General features: G+C 63.7%; 21 protein-coding genes and 1 tRNA gene. 15 read left to right on the forward strand and 7 right to left on the reverse strand.

Features of this window, described 5'->3' with window-relative positions; genetic code table 11:
- The first annotated feature begins 366 nt into the window (after positions 1-366).
- The 7 genes from Q1V51_RS03600 to Q1V51_RS03630 all read left to right on the forward strand — a co-directional run bounded on the left by Q1V51_RS03600 (position 367) and on the right by Q1V51_RS03630 (position 6,154).
- Positions 367-1,230, forward strand: a complete 864-nt coding sequence (locus Q1V51_RS03600; RefSeq protein ID WP_300552970.1) for an isoaspartyl peptidase/L-asparaginase — start codon at positions 367-369, stop codon at positions 1,228-1,230.
- Between the two features lie 9 nt (positions 1,231-1,239).
- On the forward strand, positions 1,240-1,761 hold the full coding sequence (locus Q1V51_RS03605) for an RNA methyltransferase (protein ID WP_300552973.1): 522 nt from the start codon (positions 1,240-1,242) through the stop codon (positions 1,759-1,761).
- A 109-nt stretch (positions 1,762-1,870) separates the two neighbouring features.
- On the forward strand, positions 1,871-2,380 hold the full coding sequence (locus Q1V51_RS03610) for an invasion associated locus B family protein (RefSeq protein ID WP_300552975.1): 510 nt from the start codon (positions 1,871-1,873) through the stop codon (positions 2,378-2,380).
- Between the two features lie 108 nt (positions 2,381-2,488).
- Positions 2,489-3,667, forward strand: coding sequence for a 23S rRNA (adenine(2503)-C(2))-methyltransferase RlmN (gene rlmN / locus Q1V51_RS03615; protein ID WP_300552978.1), 1,179 nt, complete (start codon positions 2,489-2,491; stop codon positions 3,665-3,667).
- A gap of 222 nt (positions 3,668-3,889) precedes the next feature.
- The gene (locus tag Q1V51_RS03620) at positions 3,890-4,192 is read left to right on the forward strand and encodes an antibiotic biosynthesis monooxygenase (protein WP_300552981.1); all 303 of its coding nucleotides are present in this window, start codon (positions 3,890-3,892) and stop codon (positions 4,190-4,192) included.
- Between the two features lie 136 nt (positions 4,193-4,328).
- Positions 4,329-4,700 (forward strand): hypothetical protein, encoded by a 372-nt coding sequence (locus tag Q1V51_RS03625; RefSeq protein WP_300552983.1) that lies wholly within the window; start codon positions 4,329-4,331, stop codon positions 4,698-4,700.
- Entirely contained in the window at positions 4,697-6,154 is a 1,458-nt protein-coding gene (locus Q1V51_RS03630; RefSeq protein ID WP_300552986.1) for a methyl-accepting chemotaxis protein, read from the forward strand. Before Q1V51_RS03625 ends, Q1V51_RS03630 begins: the two co-directional genes overlap by 4 nt.
- Positions 6,155-6,230: 76 nt before the next feature.
- Here Q1V51_RS03630 and Q1V51_RS03635 read toward each other — a convergent pair whose 3' ends face one another.
- Positions 6,231-7,052 (reverse strand): hypothetical protein, encoded by an 822-nt coding sequence (locus Q1V51_RS03635; protein ID WP_300552988.1) that lies wholly within the window; start codon positions 7,050-7,052, stop codon positions 6,231-6,233.
- 361 nt (positions 7,053-7,413) lie between these two features.
- On the opposite strand from Q1V51_RS03635, the gene Q1V51_RS03640 reads away from it, so the two are divergent.
- Positions 7,414-8,175, forward strand: coding sequence for a creatininase family protein (locus tag Q1V51_RS03640; protein WP_300552990.1), 762 nt, complete (start codon positions 7,414-7,416; stop codon positions 8,173-8,175).
- An 85-nt stretch (positions 8,176-8,260) separates the two neighbouring features.
- Complete coding sequence (locus Q1V51_RS03645) at positions 8,261-8,836, forward strand: hypothetical protein (protein WP_300552993.1); 576 nt, start codon at positions 8,261-8,263, stop codon at positions 8,834-8,836.
- Here the strand turns inward: Q1V51_RS03645 and Q1V51_RS03650 are convergent.
- From Q1V51_RS03650 to tsaD, 4 genes are read right to left on the reverse strand one after another with little or no spacing between them, the layout of a single operon-like run.
- Complete coding sequence (locus Q1V51_RS03650) at positions 8,833-9,153, reverse strand: Rieske (2Fe-2S) protein (RefSeq protein ID WP_300552996.1); 321 nt, start codon at positions 9,151-9,153, stop codon at positions 8,833-8,835. The genes Q1V51_RS03645 and Q1V51_RS03650 overlap by 4 nt on opposite strands.
- Positions 9,150-9,446 carry a YciI family protein gene (locus Q1V51_RS03655; protein ID WP_300552998.1) on the reverse strand — a complete coding sequence of 99 codons (297 nt, stop codon included), beginning with the start codon at positions 9,444-9,446 and terminating at the stop codon, positions 9,150-9,152. The genes Q1V51_RS03650 and Q1V51_RS03655 overlap by 4 nt, the downstream gene beginning before the upstream one ends.
- Positions 9,446-10,444, reverse strand: a complete 999-nt coding sequence (locus Q1V51_RS03660) for an NAD(P)H-dependent glycerol-3-phosphate dehydrogenase (protein ID WP_300553001.1) — start codon at positions 10,442-10,444, stop codon at positions 9,446-9,448. The genes Q1V51_RS03655 and Q1V51_RS03660 overlap by 1 nt, the downstream gene beginning before the upstream one ends.
- A complete protein-coding gene (tsaD, locus tag Q1V51_RS03665; RefSeq protein WP_300553003.1) occupies positions 10,444-11,577 on the reverse strand; it encodes a tRNA (adenosine(37)-N6)-threonylcarbamoyltransferase complex transferase subunit TsaD in 1,134 nt (377 codons plus the stop codon). Before tsaD ends, Q1V51_RS03660 begins: the two co-directional genes overlap by 1 nt.
- On the opposite strand from tsaD, the gene hemC reads away from it, so the two are divergent.
- From hemC to Q1V51_RS03695, 6 genes are all read left to right on the forward strand, one after another.
- Complete coding sequence (hemC, locus tag Q1V51_RS03670; protein WP_300553006.1) at positions 11,576-12,592, forward strand: hydroxymethylbilane synthase; 1,017 nt, start codon at positions 11,576-11,578, stop codon at positions 12,590-12,592. The two genes, tsaD and hemC, sit on opposite strands and share 2 nt — an antisense overlap.
- Positions 12,589-13,326, forward strand: coding sequence for a uroporphyrinogen-III synthase (locus Q1V51_RS03675; RefSeq protein ID WP_300553008.1), 738 nt, complete (start codon positions 12,589-12,591; stop codon positions 13,324-13,326). Before hemC ends, Q1V51_RS03675 begins: the two co-directional genes overlap by 4 nt.
- A 33-nt stretch (positions 13,327-13,359) precedes the next feature.
- Positions 13,360-14,670 (forward strand): hypothetical protein, encoded by a 1,311-nt coding sequence (locus Q1V51_RS03680; protein ID WP_300553011.1) that lies wholly within the window; start codon positions 13,360-13,362, stop codon positions 14,668-14,670.
- Complete coding sequence (locus tag Q1V51_RS03685; protein WP_300553014.1) at positions 14,667-16,157, forward strand: heme biosynthesis HemY N-terminal domain-containing protein; 1,491 nt, start codon at positions 14,667-14,669, stop codon at positions 16,155-16,157. The genes Q1V51_RS03680 and Q1V51_RS03685 overlap by 4 nt, the downstream gene beginning before the upstream one ends.
- Positions 16,154-16,786 carry a uridine kinase gene (locus Q1V51_RS03690; RefSeq protein ID WP_300553016.1) on the forward strand — a complete coding sequence of 211 codons (633 nt, stop codon included), beginning with the start codon at positions 16,154-16,156 and terminating at the stop codon, positions 16,784-16,786. The genes Q1V51_RS03685 and Q1V51_RS03690 overlap by 4 nt, the downstream gene beginning before the upstream one ends.
- A gap of 92 nt (positions 16,787-16,878) precedes the next feature.
- Positions 16,879-16,954: transfer RNA gene (locus tag Q1V51_RS03695), tRNA-Thr, on the forward strand.
- Positions 16,955-17,052: 98 nt separating this feature from the next.
- Here the strand turns inward: Q1V51_RS03695 and Q1V51_RS03700 are convergent.
- Both Q1V51_RS03700 and Q1V51_RS03705 read right to left on the reverse strand, forming a co-directional pair.
- Positions 17,053-17,784, reverse strand: coding sequence for a hypothetical protein (locus tag Q1V51_RS03700; RefSeq protein ID WP_300553018.1), 732 nt, complete (start codon positions 17,782-17,784; stop codon positions 17,053-17,055).
- A 96-nt stretch (positions 17,785-17,880) separates the two neighbouring features.
- Positions 17,881-18,654 carry a LytTR family DNA-binding domain-containing protein gene (locus Q1V51_RS03705; protein ID WP_300553020.1) on the reverse strand — a complete coding sequence of 258 codons (774 nt, stop codon included), beginning with the start codon at positions 18,652-18,654 and terminating at the stop codon, positions 17,881-17,883.
- Positions 18,655-18,656 lie beyond the last annotated feature (2 nt).

Raw genomic sequence — 18,656 nt, forward strand, 5'->3', positions numbered from 1 at the left:
GGATGCACCGCCCGTAACGACCGCGGAGATGGAATTGTCGAGTTTCATTGGTTCTCCCCTGGATTGATAACCGTATGCCCAGCGACATAGCCTGAGACGGGAGAAAAGAAAACGCGCCGCCTGATCAGGACAGGCGGCGCGCTCGACGCATCCTCGGGGGAAGTGTGCGTCGTCGGGGGACAAGAATCTTGGTTACGGCACGCACTGCCCACTGTGACAGCACAGATACCATAGCCGTAGACACAATACCCACACTACCATTGTGGGGAAATGCGACAGCTCGGCGCAGGCGGGTGGAAAAGCGCCTTCGCGCACCCGCACGGCGGTGCTAGAGGAGACTGGAAGCCCCAGCGCGGAGACACTCTCATGAGCCAGACCTATGCCCTGATCCTGCACGGAGGAGCCGGTGTTCTTGCCGATCATGATTACAGCGCCGAGCGCGAGCATATGCGCCATCTCGCCGAGCGGGCGGAGGGCCGGCTGGCCGCCGGCGATCACGCCATGGACATTGTCTGCGACGTCATCGCCGACCTGGAAGCCTCCGGCCTCTATGTCGCCGGCAAGGGCGCCTCGCCGAACCGGGCCGGCCGCTACGAGCTTGATGCCGCGATCATGCATGGCCCGACCCGCAAGGCCGGGTCGATCGCTGCCCTCACCGGCTTCGTCAGCCCGATCGGTGTTGCCCGCGCAGTCATGGATGACACGCCGCATGTCATGCTGGCCGGGCACGGAGCGTGCGAGTTTGCATCGCTGAAGGACTTCCAGCGTATCGAAAGCGTCAATGACTATTACACCCCGGCCGCAGCACCGGATGACCGCGAAATCCCCACGGGCACGGTGGGATGCGTTGCCCTGGACATCCATGGCGAGCTGGTAGCCGGCACTTCGACCGGGGGCACGCTGAACAAGATGGAAGGCCGAGTCGGCGACTGTCCGATCATCGGCGCCGGGACCTGGGCCGATGACCGGGTCGCGGTGTCCTGTACCGGGCAGGGCGAGTTCTTCCTGCGCACGGCGACGGCACACGACCTGGCCGCCCGTGTCGCCTATGGCGGTTTAAGTCTGGGCGATGCGACCGACGCGGCACTCAAAGCGGTTGGCGGGCTGGGGGGCGAAGGCGGTATTATCGCCGTTGATCGCGCCGGCAATGTCGCTCACCCGTTCAACTCTCCGGGCATGAAGCGCGCCGTGGTCCAGGCCGGCAAGCCGGTCATTATAGCGGTCAACTAGGAAGATCTCATGCGTGGTTATTTCGCTGTCGGGGCTGAAGGCATTTCCAAGGCCATGAATCTGGGTGCCATCCTGCGCACTGCCCATGCCTTCGGCGCCAGTTTCGCCTTCTCCGTCGATGCCCATCACAAGACACGGGACGTGTTCGACGCCGACACCTCCAAGTCCGTAACGCATCTGCCCTATTACGAATGGCCCGATCTCGATGCCATGGTGCTGCCGGCGCAATGCCAGCTCGTCGGTATCGAGCTGACCGATGACGCAGTCGACCTGCCCTCCTTCCGCCATCCACTCAACGCCGCCTATGTCTTCGGCCGTGAACGCGGCTCGCTGACCGAGGCGATGCAGGCCCGCTGCGCCCATATCGTGAAAATCCCGACCAAGTTCTGCGTCAATGTCTCCGTCGCCTGTGCGGTCACACTTTATGATCGCACCCTGTCGCTCGGAAACCACCCTGACCGCCCGCTCATGCCTGGCGGCCCCAAGCCGGAAAAACCGGACGACTGGAAGAAATTCGGCACGCACCGGTAACATCGCGGAAACCTGCTGGCGGTAGCATCTGGTTAACCATGGCCATCAAACGGCCATACCATTTGGCTTTACCCGGTTCGCCCCAACGCTCGACGAGGATGTTGCCCCCATGCGTTTTTCCGCGCTTCTCGCTGCTCTGACCTGTTTCTTCTGCCTGCCAGCCACTGCTATCGCCCAGTCAGACCCGCAGTTTCGGGGCGAGTATACCGACTGGCGCGTCTTTACCCGCGACACCGAGGCCGGCCGGGTCTGCTATGCGCTGGTCCGCCCGTCCGACAGCGCACCGCGCTCGCACGAACATGGCAGCGTCTATTTTATCGTCGCCACCTGGCAGTCGGGCAGCGTGCAAGAACAGCCCAACCTTCTGGTCGGCTATGATCTGCGCCCTTCCAGCCCGCCGCGCGTCCAGGTCGGGTCCAATCGCTATTCCATGTTTGTCGACAATCGCGAGGGCTTCCTGGACGATCTGGAAGACGAGCCGCGCCTTGTCCGCTCCATGCGCCGGGGCTCGGTCATGCGCGTCGAGGCCACCTCGACGGAAGGCACCGGCACGTCCTACGAGTTTTCCCTGAGCGGGGTGACTGCAGCACTGCAGCGTGTGGATGCGCTTTGCAGCTGAGCCGTTCGCACTAATGGGGCTTACTAAGACCGTCCTTGAAGATTCGGTTTTCCACACGATCTGTGATACAGCCCGCGCCTCCTTGAAACACGATAGGTCCCGCGTTCCATGAACCACGCGCTCAACATTTCTGCGGCCAATCCCAATGCGCCGCGTCTCGACGGCTCGCAGCCGCATCTGCCCACCTCCCTGGCAGGCATGACGCGGGCGCAATTGCGCGATGCGGCGGTCGAGATCGGCGTGGATGAAAAGAAGGCCAAGATGCGCGCCGAGCAGCTCTGGCGCTGGATCTACCACCAGGGCGCCACCTCCTTCGACGAGATGACCAACATCTCCAAGGACTTGCGCGCCAAGATGGCGGACCGCTTCACCCTGACCCGGCCGAAGATTGTCGAGCGCCTGGTCTCTGTCGATGGCACCCGTAAATACCTGATCGAACTGTCTCCGGGTGTGGAATGCGAGACCGTTTTCATTCCGGACGTCGCCAAGTCCGGCGCCCTGTGTGTCTCGAGCCAGGTCGGCTGCACGCTCAACTGCACCTTCTGCCATACCGGCACCCAGGCCCTGGTTCGCAACCTGACTGCCGCCGAGATTGCCGCTCAGGTGATGATTGCGCGCGATGATCTGCAGGAATGGCCGACGTCCAACGAAAACCGGAAGATCACCAATATCGTTTTCATGGGCATGGGTGAGCCGCTGTACAATCTCGACCATGTCTCCGACGCGATCGACACGATTTCCGACGGCGACGGCATGGCCATTGGCCGCCGGCGCACCACGGTGTCGACCTCCGGCGTCGTGCCCAAAATCAAGGAGCTCGGCGAGCGCACCGGCACCATGCTGGCGATTTCGCTGCACGCGACCAATGATGATCTGCGCGATGAGCTGGTGCCGCTGAACAAGAAATACCCGCTGGCCGAGCTGATGGATGCCATCCGTCAGTATCCCGGCCTGGGCAATTCCAAGCGCGTCACCTTCGAATACGTCATGCTCAAGGGCGTCAATGACAGCCTGGCGGAAGCGCGGGCGTTGGTGAGACTGCTCAAGGGTGTGCCGGCCAAGATCAATCTGATCCCGTTCAATCCCTGGCCGGACAGCCCCTATGAGTGTTCCGACTGGGACCAGATCGAAGCCTTCGCCGACGTCGTCAATCGCGCCGGCTACGCCTCCCCGATCCGCACGCCTCGTGGCCGCGATATCTTCGCCGCCTGCGGACAATTGCGCTCGGAAAGCAAGAAGGTCCGCGCCAGCGAGCTGCGCAAGCAGCGTTTGGCCGGCGAAGGCTAGCGCATACTTGGCGGCCACGGCGCCTCGGCCATTAAACCCGTTGCCGGGACATACCCTGAGATCGTTTTTACAGTCGACAGGCGCGACTACCGGTGAATGCCCGGCCAGTCACGACTGGCCATTTCTTGCGAATAATTTTCATTCTCGTCTTGTGGTCGCTCATCTCATTGCCCAGATATCACCCCAAGAGCCAACAATGCGCTGATGAGAAGGGACAAAATCATGACTTCTGCCGTTGTATACCGCTGGACACTGAAACCCGGACGTGAAGCCGAATTCGAAGCCGCATGGAGCGAGGGAACGCGTTTGATCCATGAGACCTGCGGATCTTTCGGCGCCAACCTACATGTAGACGAAAACGGGGATTATGTTTCCTACGCCCTGTGGCCGTCAGAGTCGGCGCGCCAGGCTTGTTTTGCAGAAAATGACTGGTTTTCTCAGGCCTGCTTCATCACCATGCAGGATTGTATAGACAAGCGGCATCCAGAACAGGTGCTCGATGTCAAGAGCAAACTAAGCACCTAGCCTCCCTCAAAGGTTGTGACATCTCCGCATAAGGCGAATTTCCCTATTCTCAATACGAGTAATACAATATTCGTAGAAAGACCGCGTTAAGCATATCAGGCGCCTATTCCCTAGCGTGACACTACGGGAGAAATGTGTGCGCAAGACCGGTCATACTCTGGGACAGATTGCTCCGGCGATCATTGTCGGGCTCGCTGTGACGAGCGCGCCCCTTCTGGGTCTGGCCGAACCAGTTACCGGCGATCAGGCCGCGGCTGTCTTCCCCCCGGGTTGGACCCACCGCGATATCATGATCGCCGCATCGCATGCCGATCTCTCCGTCGTTCGTTTTGGTGCGTTCTCCAATATCGGAATTGTCGAATTCGATGATCGCGAAGCGCTCAACGCGCTTCGGGACCAGGGTGCCTGGTTCCTGCTTCACCCCCAGGCCCTGGGGGGCTGCATGCTCATTGGTTCAACTCCGGCCCTTCTCGAGACCAGCTCTACAAGTAACGGAATTTCAACATGAATCGTCTGGATAGCATTCGCGCAGACGCGCAGAAGGTTTTGACCTTTGTCATTATCGGCTGCGCCGCCCTGTATCCGGTCGTGGCGTTCTTCGTCGCATCGGAAAAAGTCATTCCCGGGACCGTCCTGCTCGGCATCGCCGCCGCAGCGGCCTTCTTTGCCTGGAAGACCAATCCCAATACCGAGATTTCTCGCATGACCACGGGTGGCGCCATCATCGCCTTCCCCGCGGTCATCACCTATATGGCGAGCGGCACCGCCTGGCAGCTCGACATGCACATGGTCTTTTTCGCCTCGCTTTCGGTTGCGGCGGTCATGATTGACTGGCGCGCGATCGTGGCGGCTGCTGCGGTCACGGCGGTGCATCACCTGTCGCTGAACTTTCTCCTGCCCTACGCGGTCTTCCCCGATGGTGCCGATTTCATGCGCGTGGTTTTCCATGCCGTGGTGGTCTTGGCCCAGGCGGCGGCGCTGATCTGGATGACCTATCAGACGGCCAAGGCGCTGGATGATGCGACCCAGGCCACCAATGAGGCCCAGCAGGCCGAGGCCAATGCCCAGGCTGCCACTGAAGAAATCAGGAAAGCCGAGGAAGAGGCGGTCCGCCGCCGCGAGGAAATCGCCAATATGGCCTCGGACTTCGAACTCAACCTGCGCCGCGTTGCGGTTGCAGTCTCCAAGTCCGCGACCAAGGTAGACGGTCTGGCCAGCGAGCTGAACGCTAACTCGAAAAGCACCAGCGCCGGCGCCGACACCGCGTCCAAGCGCGCTTCGCAGACTAATTCGGACGTCCAGTCGGTGGCGGCTGCCGCCCAGGAGCTGTCCGCCTCCATCGCCGAGGTGGCGCGTATTCTCGAGAACTCCGACGAGGTCTCCGAACGTGCCGTTGCCGAAGCCGAAGGCGCTGGCCGTTCGATTGACGACCTGCAGACTGCGGCCAAGGAAATCGAGGACATCATGCAGATGGTTGCCGATGTCGCAGAACAGACCAACCTGCTCGCACTTAACGCCACCATCGAGGCCGCGCGCGCGGGTGAAGCCGGCAAGGGCTTTGCCGTCGTGGCCTCGGAAGTGAAGGCCTTGGCGGAGCAGACCACCAACGCCTCCAATGATATTGCCGGCCGCATCGAAGCCATGCGTGGTGCATCCGGTGGCGCGGCGAGCTCGCTCGGCCGTATCGCCGAGATCATTGCCGAGCTGCGCAAGTCCTCCGACAGTGTTCGCGACGCTTTCGGTCAGCAGAACGAAGCCACCCGCGAAATCGCCCAGCTGGCCGAACAGGCCGCTGCTGCGACGACGGAAGTCACCCGGACCATGGAAGAGGTCAATGAGACCGTCTCCCGCTCCGGTGAAACGGCCAAGGAATTCAGCCAGGCCGCTGTCGAGATGAATGAGAATGCCAGCCGCCTCCAGACCGAGCTGGGCAGTTTCCAGACGGATCTCGACGCCGCCTGATCATCAGAACCCGTTACTTGCGAAAAGGGCGGTCCTTCCGGGCCGCCCTTTTTTGCTGCGCGCCAGGTCTTGGGCTTTAGGCCACAGGCTTGCGGAAGAGATAGACGAAGCGGTCGGTCTGGCGCCGGATACCCTCGCCAAACACACTGATATCGCGGGGGTCAGCCGGATTAGCGAGCATGTCGCTCTGACGGTCCAGGACAAATCCCGCGGAGGTGACTTCCTCCAGCACGATTGCCGCCTCGATCCGGTGCAGATCCTGGACATGGGCGAGCCCGGTGCCCTCGACTGCGTGGTGATCGATTACCAGAAACACACCGCCCGGCTTGAGGGCATCAAAAATGGCCTGGTTCATGGCCGCGCGGTCGGTGCCGGCCCAAACGGTGTCGTGGTAGAACAATACCATGAAGACCGCATCGAGCTCGTCCTCGATCTGGGCACTGAAGTCCGGGATCGGCGCGACGATATGGGTCATGTTGGCGCGTTGGGCCGATAGCGCCGCGAGCGCTTCATTGGGCTCGGGAAAACGCTCTGCTACCCAGTCCGGATTGTGGGCATAGACGCGGCCATTCTCGCCGACAGCCGTGGACAGGACCCGGGAATAATAACCGCTGCTCGCCGCCAGGTCCGCGACCGTCCAACCGCGTTCGACACCCGCGAACAACAGGACCTCTGCCGGGTGACGATTGATATCGAGCTCGCGGTCCTCCGCCGGCCGGGACTGGTCGGCCAGCGCCCTTTCAATGGCCTCTGGCATGTTGTCCGATGCGGTATCCGCAGCGGGCTGCGCGACCGGAGCGGCTTGCGGCGGGGCCGCCGGCGCATCGTCCGTCTGGACTGCCGGTGAACAGGCGGCGAGACACGCCGCCAGGCCAAGACCTGCAATTGCTCTAATCATGTCGATCTCCCCAGGACAACACAAACCGCCCGCACTCAGCGTAGTTTAGCAAGCCTGACCGCGCCGCCAATCACGATGGTGTGAGCTTTGGCGAATGACCCAGGCGTGCAGCGGCGGGTTTTACGATTGATCAGGATTTGGCGCCCATAAAAGCGCCACTGGCTGAGAAAATCAGCTGTCGGGGGCCGGGGGAGGCACCATGGAATTCTTCTTTATGCTCACAGCGCTTATGGCGCTGGGCGCCGCCTATCTGTACCGCTGGGAATGCCGGCGCGATCCAAGCGATGGCTAATCTGCACATCATCTTGCCTTAAACCGGCAAGCAGGCTTTTCTTTTCCCGTCTTGGCAAAGGAAACGCCCATGCTGCTGCATCAATCCACCTGGCCTGAAGTCGAAACCTATCTGGGACGCTGCCAGGGGATTGTAGTCCCCATCGGCTCGACCGAACAGCACGGTCCCACCGGGCTGGTTGGAACGGACGCGTTGTGTCCGGAAATCATCGCCCATGAGGCCGCCGCAGAGGCCGGCTTCCTGGTCGCTCCGACCTTCAATGTCGGCATGGCGCAACACCATCTGGCCTTCCCGGGCTCCATCACCTTGCGTCCCTCAACCATGATCGCCGCACTCAATGACTGGATCACCAGCCTAGCCGGTCATGGTTTCAAGCAGATCTATTTCTTCAACGGTCATGGCGGCAATATCACCACGCTCAACGCCGCATTTGCCGAGTATTATGCCGGCTGGTCCATGCGCGGCGAACCCTGCCCCGTTGTCTTGAAACAGCGAAATTGGTGGGAGCTGGGCAGCGTCATGGACACTTGCCGCAAACTCTTCCCGGCCGGCGAAGGCTCGCATGCCACGGCGTCGGAGATCTCCGTCACCCTGCACGGCTATCCACAATCGGTGAAATCGGCCGCCATGTCCCCGCGCATCGCGCCGGACGGCACTTTCACCGATGCCGCAGACTTCCGCCGCAACTTCCCTGATGGCCGGTGCGGATCGGATCCGGCCCAGGCCAGTGTTGAAGCCGGAAAGACGATTGTCGACGTGGCGAAAGCCGCCCTGATCACCGAGGTCCGGCCGTTTTTCGATCTTCCGGCCAAAGCTGAAGCCGCTGAATAAACGCCGACACATAAGTTTCATTTCATTGCCCGGTGAGTTTTGAGATATAGCGCGCCAGAGTTTGTATTTTTCGAGGGTACCCGAAATGAAAGCCTGGTTCGCACTTCCCGCCGTCATTCTGCTCGCCGCCTGCTCCGGCCCGGACACTGGCGAGCCCGGAACCGAAACCGTGACGGAAACCGCTCCGGCGGAAGAGACCGCCGCCGGTCCCTATGGCCCGGGCAATCTGGCCACCTCGGAGGCCTGCCTCGTTGAAACTGGCCAGGCCGCCTTGCTGGATGAGGGACAAACCCTGCTCGAACGCGGGCCGCGCGGTTTCGTGGGTGTCTCGCATGCGCTCAATGGTATGCGCGAGGACCTTCGCGTCCGCGTCACCCGTATGGACGAGCCCTATCGCGGACAGATCGAGGATGCGAGTGCCGCCTTCTTCCGCGCCGCCGGCAATGCCCATGACCCGACCACCGACGCGGTGATCTACCACCGGACGCGCGATGGCATTTTCTGCACCGTTGTGCGCTCGCAAGAGACCGGCGGGGCATTGGTCGATGCGATGAAGTCGGTAATGGCGGCTACGGATAATTGGGGCCTGGAAGACGACGCTGAGGTCGAGCAAACCCCGGCAGAGGAAACCCCGGCAGACGAGCCAGGCGAGCCAAACTAGCCGTCTTTCAGCCGTATCTCACCATCCACCACGTCAATGGCGACCGGCGTCAGGCTGTCATCAGCGGCCGGTCCACCCGTGCAAATGCCGGTCACGGCATCGAAGCTGGCGCCGTGCACCGGGCATACGATCTGCGTCCCGCCATGCACCAGAACCCGCCCGTCCGGCAATCCCAGCGGCAGGTTTGCGTGCGGGCAGCTATTGCGCCAGGCAAACGCGTGGTCCCCGCGCCGTACAATCAACAGGCCTTCCGGCCCGGGCGGCACGACCTTGCCCTTGCCGTCTTCGATATCGTCCAGCCGGCACAGAACGGTCATGCACCGGTGCCTTCCGGTGCATTGATCACCCATTTGAACGGGGCGGCCTCGACACTGTCGAACAAGCCGGCCTTGGCGTAAGGGTCCTGCTTGAGCCAGGCATCGAGCTCGGCCCGGTCGCCCATTTCCACGATCAGCAGGGATCCAGCTGGCTTGTCACCGCCATCAAGCCAGGGGCCGGCCGCCTTGATCCGGTCACCGGCCTCATGCAGCCAGTCGAGATGAGCCTGACGATTGGCCAGGCGCAGATCCAGCGCTCCGGCCTTGTCGCGGGTATGGATCACGAACAGCATCACACATGCTCCAGGGTGAAGGGACGGGACAGGAGGGTCTCGATGGCCTCCTCGACGCTGGAGCGACCGGCCAGGATGGCGTCGATGGCCTGACAGATCGGCATATCGATCCCGTGCCGCTGCGCCAGCGCGACGACGGCGGGGGCGCTTGCCACGCCTTCGGTCACTGCCCGGCGTTCAGCAAGAATATCATCGAGGTGGACGCCGCGCCCCAGCGCCATCCCGCAGGACATGTTGCGCGATTGCGGCGACGAACAGGTCAGGACCAGATCGCCCAGGCCGCACAGACCGGCCAGCGTTTCGCGTTCCGCACCGAGGGCCAAACCCAGGCGGGTCATCTCGGCAAAACCGCGCGCGATCAGGGCCGCGTGGGCTGACTTGCCAAGACCGCGTCCTTCAGAAATTCCGCAGGCGATCGCCAGCACGTTCTTCACCGCACCGCCGACCTCCGCACCGATCAGGTCATTGACGAAATAGGGCCGGAAACGCGGCGTCCCCAGCGCATCAATCAGACCGGCACCCACCGCCTCGTCTTCACAGGCCAGCGTTACCGCAGTCGGCAGGCCCTTGGCCGTGTCGATGGCAAAGCTAGGCCCCGACAACACGGCCGGCAGAGCCGACGGGATGGTCTCCGCCAGCACATCCGTCATCATCGACAGGGAGGATTGCTCAATTCCCTTGGCACACAGGACAATCGGCACGCCGGAGGGGGCAAAGGGCAGGAAACTCTCGAGGACGCGGCGCAGATGCTGCGCCGGCGCCACGGCGAGAATGGCATCGCAGGCATCGAGATCGGCCATCGCCGTGGTCGCCTCGATGGCGCCATGCAGCTCCACTTCGGGTAGGTAGATCGAGTTGTAACGCGTGTTGTTGATGGCGTCGGCGACATCCTGCTCATAGGACCAGAGAAGCACGTCGCGCCCTGCGCTGGCCGCCGTCTGCGCCAGGGCTGTTCCCCAGGCACCGGCGCCGATTACACCAATCGTTTCATACTGCATCAGGCTTTAGGTCCTTTTCGTCCCGATCCAATGGCAGGGTCCAGCTTGGCCGAGCTGGCGTCCAAAGGCCAGCGCGCCCGCGCCGGCGCATCCAACCCATCTGTCTGACCCCGTGCAAGATGCTCCAGGCCAGCCAGGGCGATCATCGCCGCATTGTCCGTGCACCACTTCATTGGAGGCGCGATCAGCTCGAACCCTTCCGCAGCGGCTGTTTCAGACAACATCGACCTTACGGTGCCATTGGCCGCCACGCCGCCGGCGACGATGAAGGGCGCAGGCCCGATCACACCGGGATACCGCTCCCTGAACAGGCTCATCGCGCGTTTCGATCGTGCTGCAAGCGCACGGGCAATAGCCTGCTGCACTGATGCCGCCAGATCCGCCTTTTCCTGCTCGCCCGGCTGCTCAAGCCCGTCCCAGATCTGCCGCGCTGCCGTTTTCAGACCGGCAAAGGAAAAGTCGCAACCGGGCTTGGTCTTCATCGGGACCGGCAGATCGAAACGGCTGGCATCACCGCGCGCCGCGCAACGCTCGAGAGCGGGCCCGCCCGGGAAGCCTAGCCCCATGACCTTGGCTGTCTTGTCGAAGGCTTCGCCGGCGGCGTCATCTATCGTTGAACCCAGGCGGTGATAGACACCCACATCCTCGGCGATGAGCAATTGCGTATGCCCGCCGGACACCAACAGTAGGAGATAGGGAAACTCCGCGCTCTGCGACAAGCGCGGTGACAGGGCATGGCCCTCTAGGTGATTGACGGCGATCAGGGGCTTGCCTGCGCCCAGCGCCAGCCCTTTCGCCGTCATCAGGGCCGCCATCACGCCACCGATCAAACCCGGCCCGGACGTCGCCGCTATGCCATCCATGTCAGCCAGAGTCAGACCGGCTTCCTGCAGGGCCGCGGCCGCCAGCCCGTCAATGGCCTCGGCATGAGCGCGCGCGGCAATCTCCGGCACCACCCCGCCAAACGGTGCGTGTGCCTCGGTCTGGCCCAGCACGAGATCGGCAAGAACCTCCACCTCGCCCGTGGCATGACGACGCAGAATCGCCGCAGCCGTCTCGTCACAGCTGGACTCCAGGCCGAGCACGGTGAGCGAGCTTGCTTGCGTCTTGGGGGAAGGGGGGGCTAAGTCCATGCCTCTGTCGATAACCTTCTCTCCGGATCATCGCAACGTGTCTCAGCCGTCCAGCCCCTTGGCCAGCCCCATGGCCATCGCCACCCGCAAATCCCCGCTCGCCCTGGTCCAAGCCCGGCATGTGCAGGACTTGCTGGCGCGGCATCATGGCGTCGACCCGGCTGACAAGGATGAGGCATTCCCGATCCTCGGCCTGGTCTCGACCGGCGACAGGATCCAGGACCGCACCCTGATCGAGGCGGGCGGCAAGGGCCTCTTTACCAAGGAAATCGACGAAGCCCAGCTCGATGGCCGCGCCGCCTTTGCCGTGCATTCGATGAAGGATGTGCCGACACAATTGCCCGAGGGGCTGATGCTGGGTGCCATTCTGGAGCGCGCAGATCCGCGCGACATGCTGCTGGCCAGCGGTGGCGAGACCCGCCTCGCCGACCTGCCTGAAGGCGCCGTCCTCGGCACTGCCAGCCTCCGGCGTCAGGCCCAGGCACTCGCCGCGCGTCCGGATCTCAAAGTCGTGCCCCTGCGCGGCAATGTCGACACACGCCTCGGCAAGCTGCGCGAGGGTGAAGTCTATGCCACCTTCCTGGCGCGCGCCGGGCTCAAGCGTCTCGGCCGCAGCGAGGCCGAATCGCAACCGCTGGAACCGGGTGAGATGCTTCCGGCAGTCGCCCAAGGGGCGATTGGAATCACAGCATGCACGCAGGACGGGTCGGCACAAGACCTGCTCAAGCCTCTCAATCACAGCCCGACCGAGCTGAGCATTGCGGCCGAAAGAGCCTTCCTGGCAAGGCTAGACGGATCTTGCCGCACACCGATCGCGGCCTACGTGCATATTGAATCCATGGATTTCACCGGCGAAGTCTTGAGTCCTGCCGGAGACATCCGGTGGCGTAAGACGATGACGTTCGACATGCGTGACATGACCATGAGCAAAGCCGTTGAGGCGGGCCATGCGCTCGGCGAAGCGGTCAAACAGGAGGCGGGCCCTGCTTTGCAGAGCGCCCTGAAACTCACGTGACCGTGCTGATCACGCGCGGCTGGCCCGGGGCGGAACAGACCGCCACCGGACTTCGTGCGATGGGTATCGACCCGATCATCTGTCCGGTCATGGACGTCAATTTCCGCGCCAAGATCGATGCTGATCTCTCGGACGTGCAGGCCTTGGCCTTTACCAGCGCCAATGGTGTGCGGTCCTGGGGCCCGCGCCGTCCCGAGCGCGACCTCCCCGTATTCACCGTCGGCAATGCGACAGCCGAACTCGCTCGCAATATCGGCTTCAAGAAAGTCCACTCGGCGCGCGGCGACGTCGAGGATCTCGGCAAGCTGATCAAGCGCAAGCTGCGCCCGTCCGGCGGCTCCATCCTGCACATCCGCGGCATCCACACGGCCGGCAATCTCGCCGGCGATCTGCGCAAGGACGGCTACACCGCCCGCGAGGCGATCGGCTATGGCACCGTTCCGGTGGATGTGCTCAGCGAGGAAGCCATCGCGGCGATCATTTCCGGGGCACCGGTCCAGGTGCTGATCCATTCTGGGCGCGGCGCCAAGACCTTCCTCGATCTGGCGCGCAAATTCGGGCTGCATCACTGGCTTGGCTCTGTGACGGCGCTCGGGATTAGCGAGAAAGCGCTCAAACCGCTGGAAAATGCCGGTTTCGCCGACCTGATAGCGGCACGCGAACCCAATGAGCAGGCGCTTTTGGGCCTGCTTGGCGAACCCATGCAACTGGTCAGCGCTGGCAACGCGTCCTAAGGTGTTTCGGTAGCAACCGAATCATACTCCGGCATGGCGTCGAACAACGAACATCTTGATCCTGAACCCGTAGATGCGGAGTTTGAACCGGCGGACATCGAGGCGCCGGCAAAATCCGCTCGCCCCGGCTCCACCACACTGATCTCCGGCTTTGTCGCCGCGACGCTCATCGGCGGCGCCCTGGGGGCCTGGGGTAGTCAGTTCTTCGCGCCGGAACAGCAGGCCGATGACGGCGCCGCCGCCGAACGCGCGGCACTGACGCAACACCTGACCGGGCTGGAAACCCGCATCACCGCGATCGAGGCCGAGGACCCGGCCCGCGTCGCCCAGGCCACGGTCGGCGAGGCGGTGCTCGACCTCGAAAATCGCATCGGAGCGCTGGAAAGCCTGCCGCCGGGGACGACGGATCTCAGCCCGCTGGAGGGCCGCATTGCCGCGCTTGAAGAGGCGCCGGCACCGGTCGCCGGGGACAGTTTCGACACCTCACCGCTGGACGCGCGCATCGCCGCGCTCGAGGGCGATCTCGATAGCCTGGAAAGTACGGCCAGCAGCGCACTTGAAGCCGCGCAGCAAGCCGCAAGCAGCGCCATTGATCCGTCGATCCTGCAAAACCTGATCGAGCGGATCGCCGCCCTGGAAAGCTCAACTGACCAGCCCGGCTCGCCCGCGATCGACAACAGCCCGCAAATCGCCGCGCTAGAAGCCCGCATCGCCGTGCTGGAAACCGCCTTGTCAGAAGCCCGTTCCGTCGCGGACGCGGCGCAGACGGCAGCGAACAGCGCGCAAACCACGGCCGATGATGCGGCCCGAACGGCGGCCACATCCTCTCAGTCGAGCAGTGACGCTGATCGACAGCTCGCCGCCCGCGCCCTGGCCCTGACCGCCTTGCGCGACATGGCCGCGACCGGAACGCCGTTTGAAGCCGAGCGCGCCGCCTTGGCCCGGCTCTGGCGGGGCCAGCCGGATCTCGCAACCCTCGCCGGATACTCCCGCGCCGGCGTGCCGGATCTCGATACGCTGAGCGATGACTTCCCGGCCGCCGCCATCCGCGAAGCCGCCGGTCCGGGCCGGATTTTCTTCGGCCTGATCGAGGTGCGTGATGTGAGCGGTGGAAGCGACGGCGACAACCCGCTGGCCCTGACCGCGCTCGCCGAGACCCGTCTGGGTGAACGCGATCTCACTGCAGCGGTCAGCCTGACCGAGCAGCTGGAAGGCGATGCCCTCGCCGCCGCGCAGGACTGGCTCATTGCCGCCCGCGCCCGGCTCGCCGTGGATGCTGCCATTACCCGCCTGCGCCAGGCCCTGGCCGAGGACGCGGCCGAACTCGGAGCCGATCCCTCATGATCCGCCTCATCCTCGCCGTTGCCTTCGCCATTTTCACCGCCGTGCTCGGTGCCTTCCTGGCGCTCAATCCGGGCCGGGCCAGCTTCGAATTTCTCGGCATCCAGACCGAGATGCCTTTCGTGCTCGCCGCCGGCGGTATCATCGTCTTCGCCTTCCTGATGGTCGTGGTCTGGTGGGCGATCTACATGGCCTGGTCCTCACCGGACAAGCTGCGCAATTTCGTCACCCGCCGCCGCCGTGAACAGGGATATGACGCGCTGGAAAAAGCCCTGATCGCCTCGGCCGCCGGAGATGGCGAAACCGCCGTGCGCCAGGCCGCCCGCGCCGATGCCCTGCTTGACCGTCCGGCCCTGTCCCGTCTGCTCGCCGCCCGCGCAGCTGAAGCGGCCGGCAATATCGACGGCGCCCAGGCGCATTATGAAGCGCTGCTGGAGGACAACCGGACCCGGGTCATGGCCCGGCGTGGCCTGGCCCAGCTGGCGCATGAGCGCGGCGACCACAACGCTACCGCGGAGCACGCCCAGGACGCGTTTAATCGGGCCAAGGGCGCACGCTGGGCTTTTGAGGCCCTGTTTGATGCGCAGATCGCCCAGGGCCGCTGGGAGGAGGCGCTCGACACGCTTAATGAAGCCGAGCGCCGCAAGCAGATGGCACCGGACCGGCTCCTGCGCCGCCGCGCCGTGATCATGACGGCGGCGGCTAACAAGCTGGAAGAAGACCAGCCGGAACGTGCTCGCGACCTGGCGGAGGCCGCGACCCGCGCTGCACCCGACTTTGCTCCGGCCGCAACGCTGGCCGCGCGCCTGCTCACCGCTGGCCGTCGCTTCAAGAAGGCCTCGGACGTGCTCGAGGCGAGCTGGACCGCCGCCCCGCACCCGGTCACCGCACGGGTCTATCGCGAACTGCGCAAATCCGACACGCGGAGCAAACGCCAAGAACGCCTCAAGACCCTCGCAGACCTGCAGCCGGAACACCGCGAGAGCCAGTTGATCCGCGCCGAGATCGCGCTGGATGAGGGCGAAAGCGCCACCGCCGAAAGCCTGCTGAAACCGCTCCTCGAGGAAGGCGCACCCAGCGCTCGCCTGTGCGCCCTCGCGGCCCGTCTCGCCCGACTCAAGGATGAGGACGAACAGGCCCGCCGCTGGATGACACGCGCCGCCCATGCCTCGGTCGAGGCCGACTGGAGCGATATGGACGAGGACGGCCGCCCCTTCCCCTATACCGAAGATGACTGGAAACGCATGGTCTATGTCTTCGGCGATGAAGCCCGCCTGATCCACCCGCGCTATGAACGCTATGAAAGCGCTGCGGAGGCGGTGCCGGAAACCGCACTGCTGGAAGCCCCGCGTGCCAAACCCGCTTCCGGCGGGGTGACACCGGGCAGTGGAACCCAGTATTTCGAAGCGCCACGCCAGCCGGATGATCCCGGGATCGAGACCGATGGCGATGACGAACTCAATGGCGAGGATGCGGGACGCGCCGCATGACCCAGACCTGCCGCCTGATCGCTATCACCGGAGGCTCCGCCTCGGGCAAGTCGCGCCTGTCACAGGCGCTGGCCCAGCATTTCGCCCATGAGGGCAGCTATGTCCTGGCGGAGGATGATTACTATGTCGACGCCGGCAATATGCCCGACTTTAACCCCTCCGCTTTCAATTTCGACGAACCAGCCGCCAAGGATCACGCCCTGCTCGGCGAACATCTTGGCCATTTGCGCCAGGGCCGCCCGATCGCCCAGCCGGTCTATGATTTCGCCACCCATTGCCGTGCCGGGCACACGGTTGAACGCCACCCGGCCCCGGTTGTGATCGTGGAAGGCATGCACCTGCTCTGTGCCCCGGCCCTGCGCGAACACTTCCATTTCAGTGTCTATGTCTCGGCAGGCGACCCGCTGCGCCTGCAACGCCGCATCGCCCGCGATGTCGCCGAACGCTCGCGCACCGAAGCCTTCGCCCGGCAACAGTTCGAGACCCATGTCCGGCCTATGCACGACCTCCATGTCGAGCCGCAAAAACCGCATGCCGACCTGATCCTGGAAAACCGCGGCGCCCCCGATTTCGAGGCCCTTGTCCGCCCGGTTGTCGAGCACATTCGACGTCTCCAGCCCGCCGTGTGAAATTCGCACCGCAACGGGACTTGCCGCCAACCCCATTCGCGGTTAGTTTCCGCCGCCTCTCGGGCAGCGATTGGGCTGTCAGGGAATAGCGTGCCGCTTTAGCTCAGCTGGTAGAGCAACGCATTCGTAATGCGTAGGTCGCGTGTTCAAGTCACGCAAGCGGCACCATTTCTTCCCATTTCTTTGAATTCGTCCGGCCAATTTCCGCGAAAACTGCGGCCGCGCAGTTGCGCTTGCGAAATCGTTGGTCCTCAAGGCGACAAAACTTAGCTCGCCGACACATCTCCCTGCTCGAACCGCTCCAGCACCTCTTCAAGCTGCTCCTCGGTCTCGATGAATTGCTCATCTCCGCTGGGTAGCGGCTGGTCCTCCGGGATCAGGATGAGGACCAGGGGGTTAGGCTGCAGGTTCAGCATCGCGCCTGACGCCAGGTCGATGCCGATCATGGCACCGCCAAAGAGGAGGCCGGTGGCCGCCCCGGCCGCGGCGAAGGACCCGGCTGAGGCCCCGGTTGTGACCGTGCCGAAAGTCGCTATCGTCGTGATCGCCGAGGACAGGCTGGACAGCAGTGCGGTCGACGCGACATAGGCACCGGTCGCAACAACCGCGCCACCCGCCACAGAAGCGCCCCGGCCCTCCGAGCCAAAGCCGCTCGTGATGTCGACCACGACCGGGTGATAGCCCTCCAGCGTCACGGTGACCTGGAACTCGGAGCGCCTCGAAACCTCAAACGCACACGGTGTGGCGGCGCAGCCATGGGTCTCACCAATAAAGGCCGCGAGCGCTTCGCTGTCGGACGGATCGATACGGTCGTAGGCGCGCTGGGACTCTCGGGTCAGCAAGTCCGTCGTCACCTGGGCACCCGGGGGTTCGCTGGCCACCTGGAAATCGGTATTGGGACCCCGGACCACCGTCGCGCAAGCGGTGACAGACAGGGCGCCCAAGAGGATTACGATCCGCGTCGCAAATTGTCTGATCTGGTCCAGTTCCATCGACATCATCAGCCCATTCAATGCCAGCCCAGTGCCGGCTAGAAACACGCTATCAGGTAGAGCAGCGCCTTGGGGGCGGGTCAATTCCAATCCGGCCGGCGCCTAGAGCCATCCGGCCTGTTTCAACTGATCCACCCGGCCGCGAGCGACGGGGACAACGCGGCCGTCTGTGAGCACCAGGACGTGGTCCCGGCCGCGGCGTTCAGTCCGTTCGACGGCCTCGCGTGCGACCCACCAGGAGCGGTGGACCTGCATGCCCGCGCCGGGCTCGGTCCGCGCGATCGCCTCGCTCATCCTGGCCCGGACGAGAGATTGGCCAGCAGAACTGGTCAGGCTGAGATAATGATCCTGCGTTTCAATCGACAGGATCGGGCCGGATGGCCGGGCGTCGTTGCCAGGCTCCACATCAAGCGGCTCTGGCACCCAGCGCGCCTGCGCCTCGGACTGGCGTCGCAGACGCTCAGAGTGAACCTCGATGATGACGATCAGGCCGCAGACAAAGGCGATGCCCGGTGCCATGAAGAGGGTGAATTCAAGCAGGGGATCTTGCGCCTGATAGGCCAGTAGCGGTGTGCGTTTGAGGCCCTCCACCTGAAGCGACACCAGTGGCCAGACGACCCCTAAACCGATCAGCCAGCCCGGCCACCGCCGCTCTGCAGAGGCGAGACCACTGACACGGACCAATGCAGAAACGGCCAGGAATTGAAGCGCCAAGAGACTGACCACTACGACCCAAAGAACCAGCCGGTGGCCGAAAGACACATCATCACTGTCGAACCCGCCCGAAGCGGTCTGGATTAGGCTGAGCCCGGCCACAAGACCGGCGATCTGTAACAGCACACGCCGGGGCGGAAGGGCGGCGATCAATTTCGACATCA

Source organism: Maricaulis sp. (genome assembly GCF_030149235.1).
GTDB lineage: Bacteria > Pseudomonadota > Alphaproteobacteria > Caulobacterales > Maricaulaceae > Maricaulis.